Below are 11,711 nucleotides of genomic sequence, written 5' to 3'. Positions count from 1 at the left end.
TGGCACTGCTGCTGTGCCTTCCCCTGGGAGCGCTCCTCGGCGGGGAGTGGCGCCCAGGGGGTTTCCCCCCGCGGGCCTGGGCAGGTGAGTCCTTCCGCATCCTCCACCCGGGGGACGACAGCGCGCGGGGCGGCACCTCCGGGTGGCTCGTGGTCCAGGCTCCCTCCCCGCCCCAGGTCACCGTCGACGGCCTTTCGGCCGGGGACCCTCGGAGCGAAGGGGATGCGCACCACTGGAGGCTCCAGGGACTGCGCCCCGAGGGCTCCCGGGTCACCGTGCGCCTGGGCGCCCAGGAAAAGCACCTCACCGTCCGGGGCCGCTCGGCGTCGCCCGTTCGGTTCCACGCCGATCCGGCCCCGGCCTGCGCCGAGTGCCACACCCTGGCTCCGGGCGGCTGCACCGGTTGTCACCGCTGGCCCGGGGGCAGCCACGAGCCGGTCCTGGCCGAGGGATGCGTGCGTTGCCACGAGCCCCCGGAGTGGCGCCCGCGGGACCTTGCCGCGGTATGCGGGGAGTGCCATCCCGCCCATGCGGGCGGCAAGCACCCCCGATTGCGCCACCCCCTGACCTCGCCCCGCGACCCCTTGCGGCCGGGGCGGCCCATGGAGTGCGTCTCGTGCCACGACCCCCACGGCCCCCGCTGCCTGGGGTGCCTGAGCCGGGGCGAGCTGCGGGAGTGGTGCAAGGAGTGCCACGGGTCCCCGTGATGCCGGAAGGACGGCCGAAGGGCCTGGAGCGGGGCACCGTGCACCTGCCGGGGGGACCGGAAACGGGGGGAGCGTCCCCGGGGCGAGACCAAGAGGCGGCGGGAAGGGAAAGTGGGATGCACGGCGGCGTCACCGAAACGGAAGGCGGCAACCCGAGACCTGGCTTCCTCCCTGCGCCTACCCGGAACCGCCGGGGCGGGGCGGGGCCGGGACCACGGGACACCCGAGGGGGGCCGTGGGAGCACTCGCCGCGGCGGCTGGTGGGGCTGGTGGCCCTGGCGGCCTTCGCCACCGAGCTCGCCATCATGGTCTTCCTCTACACGGTCTTCCCCTCCATCCCCCACTGGGCGGAGGCGGGCCTCGACGCCGCCCTCCTGGTCGTCCTCCTCTCTCCCGCGCTCTACACCCTGGTGGTGCGGCCCATGCGCCTCCAGATCGAGGAGCGGCGCGACGCGGAAGCCGTGGCCCGGGCCAGCGAGCAGCGCTACCGGCGCTTCCTGGAAGAAGCGGCCGACGGCATCATCCACTTCGACGATCGCGGCCGGCTGCGCGACGTCAACGGGGAGGCGTGCCGGATGCTCGGCTATGGCTGCGAGGAGATGCTGGGGCTAGGGGTGGAGGACCTCCTGGTGCTCGAGGTGCCGGGAGTCCCGTCCCCGCTGCTGGCAGAGCTCCAGCAGGGCCGGATCGTGGTGGAGCGCCGGGAGGTGCGGCGCAAGGACGGAGCGTGGATCGTCGTGGAGGCGCGGCTGAAGCGGGTGGGCCCGGGCGTGTACCAGGTGATCTTCCGCGACGTCACCGAGCGGGACCGGCTCCAGCAGTCGATCCTTCGGTCCCGGGATCTCTACGTGCAGATGTTCGATGCCATCCCCAACCCGGTATGGCGGGCCGATGCCGCCGGGAGCTGCGACTACTTCAACCGGGCGTGGCTCGGCTTCACCGGGCGCACCATGGAGGAGGAACGGGGCGACGGGTGGACCCGGGGCATCCATCCCGAGGATCTGCCGCGCTGCCTCGAGATCCGGCACGAGGCCTTCGCCGCCCGGCTGCCCTTCGAGCACCAGTTTCGTCTGCGTCACCACTCGGGGGAGTACCGCTGGGTCGTGGACGTGGGGCGCCCCTTCGAGGATCTGGACGGCGCCTTTTCCGGGTTCGTGGGGGCGTGCTTCGACGTGACGGGGCAGCGTGGCCGGGGCGGAACGGACCGGCGCAGCGCGGACCGCTTCCGAAGCCTCTCGGCCTACCTGGAAAAGGTGCGCGAGGAGGAGCGGGGACGCATTTCCCGCGAGATCCACGACGACCTGGGGCAGTCCCTCACGGCCCTGCGGATCGAGCTCTCGCTCCTCGCCGAGAACCCCGGGGCGGCCGAGCGGCTGGGCGAGCGGGTCCGGCCCCTGCGCGACCTCACGGACCGGACGATCCGCACGGTGCAGCGCATTGCGGCCGAGCTTCGGCCCGGTATCCTCGACGACCTGGGCCTGGCGGCCGCCGTGGAGTGGCAGGCCGGGGAGTTCGCAAAGCGCACGGGGATCCCCTGCCGCTGCCGGGTGCCCGAGGAGGAGCCGGCCATCGCGCCCCACGCCGGCACCGCGGTCTTCCGCATCTTCCAGGAGGCCCTCACCAACGTGGCCCGCCACGCGGGAGCACGGTCCGTGGAGGTGGCGCTGGGGGTCGAGGGCGAGCTCGCCCGGCTCAGGGTCGCCGACGACGGCGCCGGCATCACGGAGGAGCAGGTCAAGAGCCGGACGTCCATGGGCCTCTTGGGCATGCGGGAGCGGGCCGCCCTCCTCGGAGGCAGGGTCACGGTCAGCGCGGGCGCGATGGGCGGGACGGTGGTGGAGGCGAGGATTCCCCTGAGACCCCAGGAGGAGAGAGCATGATCCGCGTCCTCATCGTCGACGACCACGCCGTGGTGCGCGAGGGCATCAAGCACATCGTGGACGCGACCCAGGACATCGAGGCCGCGGGCGAGGCCTCCGGCGGCCAGGAGGCCCTGGCGCTGGCGGCGAAGGAGGAGTTCGACGTCGTCCTCCTGGACATCGGCATGCCCGGCCGCAGCTGGCTCGACACCCTACACCAGTTCCAGGCGGAGCACCCGCGCGCGGCGGTGCTCATCCTGAGCGTGCACCCCGAAGAGCAGTACGCCCTGCGGGCCCTTCGGGCGGGAGCCGCCGGCTACCTGAACAAGGCCGGCGCGCCCGAAGAGCTCGTCCAGGCCATCCGTACGGTCTTCCGGGGTCGCAAGTACGTGACCCCGGCCCTGGCCGAGGTGCTGGCGGGCGCCGTGGGGAATGCCGGGGAGCGCCCCGCCCACGAGCGCCTCTCCGACCGGGAGCACGAGGTGCTGTGCATGCTGGCCTCGGGCCACCCGGTGGGAAAGATCGCCGAAGACCTGTGCCTGAGCCCAAAGACCGTGAGCACCTACCGCACCCGCCTGCTCCTCAAGCTCGGCGCCAAGAGCAACGCCGAGCTCACCCACTACGCCCTCCGGCACGGCCTGATCGACCTCTCCGGCTCCTGACCCCCACCTCCTGCCGCACGGGTGCCCTTCCCCCACGCCCCCCGCGGGGAAGGGGGTTCTGTTTCGATCCGTGTGGGTTCGCGTAGCCGCTGAGCTCGGGAATACGGCTGGTTCACCCGTAGGGGCGCACAGCGTGCGCCCGCCCTCGGGCCCACCCCGAACCCGCCGGGCGCACGCTGTGCGCCCCTACCCGCCCGGACCCTGGGGTTGGCTTCCCCGTGGGCCGACCCACACGATCCGAAAGCGAACCCTCCTCCGGAATCGCCCTTGAGGACCTCCCGCCCATCCCAGGCCCTCTCGACAGACCCCGCCCGAACCCGCGCAGCGGGGCCTTCCTTCCCCTGTAGGACAAACACCGACAGGCACACGGGAGCCCGGACTACGAAGAAACAGGACCCGTCCGACGCAAGAGTCGTCCGGGGACTACAGGCTGCCTCGGAGCGCGGTGCTACGGTTCGCACCATCGGATCGAAGGCGCTGGAAGGGGGGGAAGGAGGCCGCCGCTTCTTGAACGCGCTCATCGTAGACGACAACCCGGTGTTCCGCGACGTGCTGCGGTCGATCCTGTGCACCTGGTTGCCCGGGCTCCAGATTTGCGAAGCCGGGAGCGTGGCGGAAGGGTACGCCCGCTTCGTGGAGCAGGGGCCCGGAGTGGTCTTCGTCGACATCGGCCTGCCCGACGGCAGCGGGCTGGAGCTCGTAAAGCGCATCAAGCAAGAGGCCCCCGGCACCACGGTGGCCGTCTGCTCGAACCACGAGGAGCCGGCCTACCGGGAGGCCGCCCACGCCTGCGGTGCCGACTGCTTCCTCGGGAAGAGCACCCTCGACGGGAGCCGGGTCGCCGCGGTGGTACGTCGGGCCCAGGAGGCAAGAGCGGCGGGATCGGGTTCTCCCCGCGCGGCAGATGTGACGCCAGAGGCCCGGCCAACGGAGCCGTGGAAGCCGTGAGGTGCACACAGGAGATCCGGGGAGGAAGAGGAGGAGCGCATGGAGCACCGAGGGTTCATGGTCGTGGCGAAATCACTGCAAGCGGGAGGAGGCAGCTCATGAGGAGACCTACGTGGCAGGTAGCGTTGTTTCTCTGGTTGGCGGCCGCCCTGGTCCTGGGCGGCGTCGACTGGGCCGGCGCGCAGCAGAAGGAGCCGCCGGGACAGGTGAAGAAGCAATCCAAGGTGACGCAGGCCGAACGGCAGGCCGCGGCGGCGCGCAAGTTGCAACAGGGCGCGTTGAACCCCTTGATGGTAGAGGCGGCGCCCGTCGCAGCGGCCATGGCGATGCCGGGCGATGCGCCGTACTACTTCAGCCACCCGAACTACGCCAACAGCCCGTTGCCGATGATGCAGGGCGCGGTCATTTCGGTCGGCAATCCGCTGCAGGATCGCGGGTATGCTTCGGACTTTCCCGTGGGCGTTGGGGAGTTGGCGCCGGTGTTCGTAGTCGTGCCGGCTGCGCTGCCCGACGGCATGGTGCAGTCGTTCCAGACCTGGAACCAGGCAGACCCGGCCGGGAGTCCCTTCCCCTCGGCGGGCAACCTGTTCCACGCCTACGTGTTGCGCCCGACGGGCGCTCCCAATGAGTACACGGTGGTCTTCGACAGCGGGCTCTTGACCGTGCCCGCGTTGGCCGATCCGGCGGTGAGCGAGATCGCCACGTTCGGCGTGGCGAACCTGGCCGTCCAAGCAGGCGATGTGCTGGCGTTCTATGGCCAGGGCATCCCAGTGGACACGGGCTCGGGCGCCGATGCCCTGAGCTACCCCGCGCCGACCCCGCCGCTGCAGGACTCGACGATTACCCTCGGCAGTGCAGAGTTTCCCGTCTTTCCCCAGGCGCGCACCTACTCCTTTGCGGCGCAGGTGCTCGACCTGTCCGGTCAGAACACCGTGATTTCAGGCGGCATGCGCAAGTTCGTCAACGAGCTGCCCGGCCTGGGTGCCGGCGCGGCCAACAACCTCGGCCAGTTCATCTCGGTTGCCGTCCCGGACCAGACGACCTACCCGGGCTCCGACTATTACGAGATCGCGGTGGTCGAGTTCACCAAGCAGATGCACCAGGACCTGCCGCCCACGAAACTGCGCGGCTATGTGCAGTTGGAGACGCCGCTCGTCCAAGGCGACCACTTCGACCTGGGGAACGGACACTTTGCAGTGGCCCCCCCCCAGTATCTCGGAGCTGCCATCGTCGCCCAGAAGAACCAGCCCGTGCGGATCAAGTTCTACAACCTGCTGCCCACGGGCATGGGCGGAAACCTCTTCATCCCGGTCGACACCACCGTGATGGGCTCTGGCATGACTGCCACGGGTCACGAGGCGATGGAGATGATGGACCCGGCGATGCTCGACCCGCAGGTGCCCATGTGCAGCGAGCCGGATTCGATGATGAAGGCCGAGATGGTGGCGCAAGGGCTCTGCTACGCCGAGAACCGGGCCACCTTGCACCTGCACGGCGGCATCTCTCCGTGGATCTCGGACGGCACGCCCCACCAGTGGATCACCCCGGCCGGCGAGGCGACGCCCTACCCCCAGGGTGTCAGCGTGCGGCCCGTGCCGGACATGGATGACTCCGGCGACCCCGCCGACGGCATCATGACCTTCTACTACACCAACCAGCAGAGCGCCCGGCTCATGTTCTACCACGACCACGCCTGGGGCATCACCCGTCTCAACGTCTACGCGGGCGAGGCCGCGCCCTACATCATTCAGGACGCGACCGAGCAGGCGCTGGTGGATGGGGGCATCATCCCGGGGCCCGAGGCGACCATCCCCCTGGTCGTGCAGGACAAGACCTTCGTACCCCCGATGGATCAGCTCATGATGCAGGACAACACCTGGGACGTGGCCCGGTGGGGCGGCGAGGGCAGCTTGTGGGTGCCCCACGTTTACTCCCCCGCCCAGAACCCGGGAGACAGCTCGGGGGTCAACGAGTACGGCCGCTGGGCCTATGGTCCCTGGTTCTGGCCGCCCACCAGCGGCATCACGTACGGGCCGATCGACAACCCCTACTTCGACCCGGCCTGCGACCCGGACGTGCAGTGGTGCGAGCCGCCGCTGATGCCCGGCGTGCCCTACAACTCGATGGGCATGGAGTCGTTCAACGACACGCCAGTCGTCAACGGCACGGCCTACCCGACGCTCACGGTGGATCCGAAGACGTACCGCTTCCGCGTGCTGAATGCCGCGAACGACCGGTTCTTCAACCTGTCCCTGTACCAGGCGATCGACGCCAACGGTGTGCTCTGCGATGCCAACAACCCCAATCCCGCGCCTGAGAACACGGGCGTGGCCTGCACCGAGGTGGCCCTGAACCCCGCCGAAGTGGCGGCCGCTCTGGAGGACGCCACGATCTTCCCGACCCCCTTGCCCGGAACCGAGGGGCCGAGCTGGATCGTGATCGGTACCGAGGGCGGCTTCCTGCCGTCGCCCGTGGTCGTCCCGGCGCAACCCACCACCTGGGTGAACGACCCCACTGTGTTCAACGCCGGCAACGTCGATCAGCACTCGCTGCTGGCCGCCCCGGCCGAGCGGTTCGACGTCATCGTGGACTTCTCGCAGTTCGCGGGCCAGACGCTCATCCTCTACAACGACGCCCCCGCTGCGTTCCCTGCGCGCGATCCACGTTATGACTACTACACCGGCAACGGGGACTACCGCGATACGGGCGGGGCGTCCTCGACGCTGCCCGGCTACGGCCCGAACACCCGCACCGTCATGCAGATCAAGGTTGCACCCGCGGCTCCTGCCCCCGCCTTCGACTTGGCCGCGCTCGAGAACGCCTTCGCGCACCAGGCGGATGGAAGCGGCGTGTTCGAGAGCGGGCAGCACCCGATCGTTGTCGGGCAGGGCGCCTACAACACCGCCTACGGCACCTCTTTCCAAAGCAACGGCCCAAGGGCAGGCCTGGTGCAGATCTTCGACACCTCGCTGACCTTCGACACGCTGGCGGGCGTGCAGCTCACCATGAACCTCAAGCCCAAGATGATCCAGGACGAGATGGGCGAGGCCTTCGAGCTGTCGTACGGGCGCATGAGCGGCTTCCTGGGGGTGGAGACCCCCAACGCCCAGGCGGGCCTGCAGAACATGATCCTGCACCCGTATACCTACCCGCCGGACGAGGTCCTCGACGGGATCGAGCTGCCTCCGGGCGTCGAGCTCGAGCCCATCGCGGCAACCGATGACGGCACGCAGATCTGGAAGTTCACCCACAACGGCGTGGACACCCATCCGATCCACTTCCACCTGTACGATGTGCAGCTGCTCAACCGGGTCGGCTGGGACGGCATCATCCGCAAGCCGGATCCGACCGAGCTCGGCTGGAAGGACACGGTCCGCATCAGCCCGCTGGAAGACACCATCGTCGCGATGCGGCCGCTCATCCCGCGCATCCCCGAGGAGTGGGGCGGGCTGCCCAACAGCATCCGCCTGCTCGACCCGTCGATGCCCGAGGGCATGTACCTGGAGGGCGCCAACACGGCGCAGCGGGAGGCGGCCGGCCTGCCGCTCTTCGCCTTCAACCCCGACGGCGAGCCCGTCGACATCGTGAACCATTACGTCAACTTCGGCTGGGAGTATGTGTACCACTGCCACATCCTCAGCCACGAAGAGATGGACATGATGCACGCCCAGGTCGTCGGCGTGGCTCCCGCGGCGCCCACCGGGCTGACCTTCACAAAGGCCGGGAACGGCAACAACCGGCGCTACGAGCTCGCTTGGACCGACAATTCGAAGAATGAGACGGCCTTCGTCATCGAGCGCTCCAGCAGCGCAACCGGCCCTTGGGACCTCCTGGCCACGATCCCGTCCGACGCGCTGGTGGTCGGTCCGGGGATGGGCCAGCGGACCTACACGGACGTGATCGGCAACCCCAACAGGAACTACTTTTACCAGGTGTACGCGATCAACGTGGTCGGGGACACCTGGGACTACTCCAACCCGGCCTTCAACGAGATTCCACCGGGCGGCGGCTGGCCGACGCTGACGCTCGACTCGAGGGGAGGGACACCGGCGGCCACTACGGTGGCTCCTACCAACCTGACGGGAAGCGCTGTCGTGAAGAACAAGAACTTAGCGACGGTGTCCCTGAGCTGGACGGACAACTCCGTGAACGAGACCGGCTTCCTGATCCAACGGGCCTATGACCCCGGCTTCACGAGCGGCGTCGTGAACGCTACCGTCGGGGCAAACGTCACGACCTTCAGCCAGGCCGTGGCGCGCGGCACGACCTTCTACTACCGGGTCCATGCATTCACTGACACGACCCAGTCCGGCTGGTCGAACACGGCCATCGTGGCCACGCCGTAACTTCCAGATTCACTCGGGGGAGGGAGCAATCCCTCCCCCGACGTGTGTAGGGCATAATCCGCGGCGACCTTCGTAAGAACGTCGCGGCGATAGAGTCGCGAAACCAGGAAATTCCCCCGGAGGTTACCCAACACCCGGGGGGCCATCGCAAAAGGAGGCATGCACATGTGCCCACGAACGAAATGGTTGGCCGCAGCAGGGTTGGGCGCGATGCTGGCCCTCGGGGGCGGGGCGCCGGCGGGCGCGGCCTTGAGCCCGATCGAAGAACTCGGCAAAGCGCTTTTCTACGACGCGAGCCTGTCCGCGAACGGCACGCAGTCCTGCGCCGCGTGCCACGCGCCGGAGGTCGGATTCACCGGCCCGGATGCGGCGGTGAACGCCGCCGGCGCCGTATACCCGGGCGCCCTTGCGAACCGGTTCGGCAACCGCAAGCCCCCGGCGTCGGCCTATGCCGGCGACAGCCCGCTCCTCTACTTCGACGAGGAGGACGGGGGCTGGTTCGGGGGGATGTTCTGGGACGGCCGGGCCACCGGCTGGACTCTGGGCGATCCCCTGGCCGAGCAGGCCCAGGGGCCCTACCTGAATCCCCTGGAGCAGGCCCTGCCCAACGCCCGGGTGCTGTGCACGAAGGTCTGGAGCTCGGCCTATGCCGGGCTCTTCGAGGAGGTCTGGGGACCCGGCTCGCTCGACTGCGCCAGGGACACGAACGGCGTGTACGAGAGGATCGGGCGCTCCGTTGCGGCGTACGAGCGCAGCAGCGAAGTCAACCCGTTCACCTCGAAGTTCGACCTCTTCTGGGAAAACGCCCGGGCCGCCGGCAAGGACGTGACGAAGATCAAGTGCGGCACCGGCGGAGGCGGGGGCGGCATGGGCGGCGCCATGGGCTGCCCCAGCGGCGGCACCGACCCCAACCGATGGTCGGCGTTCCGAGGCCTGGGCCTCACCGACGCCGAGCTCCAGGGCCTGGCGGTGTTCAACGACCGGGCCGAGTGCTCCTCCTGCCACACCCTGGACCCCGGTCCCAACGGCTACCCCCTGTTCACCGACTTCGGCTACGACAACATCGGCACCCCGAAGAACCCGGAGAACCCCTTCTATGCCATGCCGCCCAAGTGGAACCCGGACGGCGCCGACTGGGTGGACTATGGCTTGGGAGGCTTTCTGCAGAGCGCCGGTTATGCTCCGGCGGTCTACGAGCCGGAGATGGGAAAGCACAAGGTGCCGACCCTTCGCAACGTGGACCTTCGCCCGTCGTCGGACTTCGTCAAGGCCTACGGGCACAACGGCTACTTCAAGTCTCTGGACGAGATCGTCTTCTTCTACCACTGGCGGGCCGCGATGGACGGCGGGATGTGCGGCGGCGGCATGGGAGGCGGGATGGGGTGCGAGGGCATGGCAAGCATGTTCCCTCCGCCCGAGGTGGACGCGAACCGCGCCGAGCTCCCCATGTTCCCCCGGCCGCAGGTGGACAACATCGTGACGTTCCTCAAGACGCTGTCGGACGGGTACTTCGAGAGGTAGGCGCTCCGGGGGAGGGCACGCCGGGCCTGCCTTCCTCGACGTGTGTCGGGGTCAAAGGCAACGCAAAATGGGGAGAACTCCCCATGGAGTAAAACGCATCCGTGTTTAGAATCGGCGGCCATGGCCGTTTCCGGCGCTCACATAACGAACAAGGAGGTGAAGCCATGCACAGATCGACAAGGTCTCTCGTCACGGCGGGGCTGGGAGCCCTGCTCCTTCTGGGCGGTGGGGTGGCAGCGCAGGCCGATTTGACTCCGATCGAGGAGCTGGGCGAAGCCCTCTTCCTGGATGCGGGCCTCTCGGCCAACCGCACCCAGGCCTGCGTCACGTGTCACGACCCGTCGGTGGGGTACACGGGGCCCGACTCCTGGGTGAACCTGGGCGGGGCCGTGATCGAGGGTGCCCTGGAGGGCCGCTTCGGCAACCGCAAGCCCCCGTCGGCGGCCTACGCCGGCGAGAGCCCCGTGTTGTACTACGACGAAGTCGAAGGGGCGTGGATCGGCGGGATGTTCTGGGACGGCCGGGCCACCGGCTGGACCCTGGGCGACCCCCTGGCCGAGCAGGCCCAGGGGCCCTTCCTGAACCCCCTGGAGCAGGCCCTGCCGGGCGCCCGCCAGGTGTGCATCCGGGTCGCCCAGTCGGACTACGCGGACCTCTTCGAGGCGGTGTGGGGGCCGAAGTCGCTCGACTTCGTCAAGGACGTGAACGGAACCTACGAGCGCATCGCCCGGTCCATCGCGGCCTATGAACGAAGCGCCGAGGTCAACCCCTTCACCTCGAAGTTCGACCTCTTCCTCGACACCCTGCGCGCCAACACCGTGGGCAAACGCACGAACGTCGACGCCCTCACCGCCATGGGCATTCCCATGGGCATGGGCCCCGGCGGGGGAGGCATGGGCAACGCGGCGAACAACCCGGCGCGCTGGGAGTACTACCGCGGCTTCGGTCTCACGGACCTCGAGCTCCAGGGGCTCGCGGTCTTCAAGGACCCCAACCGGGCAGACTGCGCGCGGTGCCATACCCTGACTCCCGGTTCGGCCGGCTACCCCCTCTTCACGGATTTCCGCTATCACAACATCGGCACGCCGAGGAACCCGGAGAATCCCTTCTATGCGATGCCCAAGAAGTGGAACCCGGACGGGGAGGACTGGGTGGACTACGGCCTCGGCGGCTTCCTGAAGGCTGCGGGTTTTCCGCCGGAGGTGTACGAGCCGGAGCTCGGGAAGTTCAAGACGCCCAGCGTGCGCAACTCCGACCTGCGCCCTTCGACGGACTTCGTGAAGGCTTACGGGCACAACGGCTTCTTCAAGTCCCTCGACGGCATGGAGGGAATCCTCCACTTCTACGCCTGGCGCGCCACGATGGACAACGGCGGCATGGGGCCCGGCATGGGCGGCGGAGGAATGGGGGGCGGCGGCATGGGCGGAGGAGGAATGGGCGGAGGCGGCATGGGAGGCGGTGGGATGGACGGCGGCATGGGGCCGAACCCGAACCTCTTCCCCCCGCCCGAGGTGGATCAGAACCGGGCGGACATGCAGCCCTTCAACTTCATGGTGGACGGCGACCGTCTGCTGGCCTTCCTCAAGACCCTCTCGGACGGCTATTTCCAGCGGTAGCGCCGAAGCACGCCGCCGGCACGTCTGGAGTGGGGGGGCCCCGGGAGGGGGC

General features: G+C 69.0%; 7 protein-coding genes. All 7 read left to right on the top strand.

Annotated elements, in window-relative coordinates; genetic code table 11:
- The coding region (locus AB1578_17155; protein ID MEW6489628.1) for a hypothetical protein at positions 1-707 on the top strand (707 nt) is incomplete at its 5' end.
- A gap of 260 nt (positions 708-967) precedes the next feature.
- On the top strand, positions 968-2,587 hold the full coding sequence (locus AB1578_17150; protein MEW6489627.1) for a PAS domain-containing sensor histidine kinase: 1,620 nt from the start codon (positions 968-970) through the stop codon (positions 2,585-2,587).
- The gene (locus tag AB1578_17145) at positions 2,584-3,228 is read left to right on the top strand and encodes a response regulator transcription factor (protein ID MEW6489626.1); all 645 of its coding nucleotides are present in this window, start codon (positions 2,584-2,586) and stop codon (positions 3,226-3,228) included. The genes AB1578_17150 and AB1578_17145 overlap by 4 nt, the downstream gene beginning before the upstream one ends.
- A 507-nt stretch (positions 3,229-3,735) precedes the next feature.
- On the top strand, positions 3,736-4,176 hold the full coding sequence (locus tag AB1578_17140; protein ID MEW6489625.1) for a response regulator transcription factor: 441 nt from the start codon (positions 3,736-3,738) through the stop codon (positions 4,174-4,176).
- A gap of 98 nt (positions 4,177-4,274) precedes the next feature.
- Positions 4,275-8,522 carry a multicopper oxidase domain-containing protein gene (locus AB1578_17135; GenBank protein MEW6489624.1) on the top strand — a complete coding sequence of 1,416 codons (4,248 nt, stop codon included), beginning with the start codon at positions 4,275-4,277 and terminating at the stop codon, positions 8,520-8,522.
- A gap of 165 nt (positions 8,523-8,687) precedes the next feature.
- Positions 8,688-10,043: a cytochrome c peroxidase gene (locus AB1578_17130; protein ID MEW6489623.1), complete on the top strand. Its 1,356-nt coding sequence runs from the start codon at positions 8,688-8,690 to the stop codon at positions 10,041-10,043.
- Positions 10,044-10,207: 164 nt separating this feature from the next.
- Positions 10,208-11,659, top strand: a complete 1,452-nt coding sequence (locus AB1578_17125; protein ID MEW6489622.1) for a cytochrome c peroxidase — start codon at positions 10,208-10,210, stop codon at positions 11,657-11,659.
- The last annotated feature ends 52 nt before the right edge of the window (positions 11,660-11,711 follow it).

Source organism: Thermodesulfobacteriota bacterium, assembly GCA_040756475.1.
In the GTDB taxonomy this organism is placed as follows: domain Bacteria; phylum Desulfobacterota; class Deferrisomatia; order Deferrisomatales; family JACRMM01; genus JBFLZB01.
Note: the sequence above shows the minus strand (reverse complement) of the source record. Positions and strands in the feature narration are given on the sequence as shown.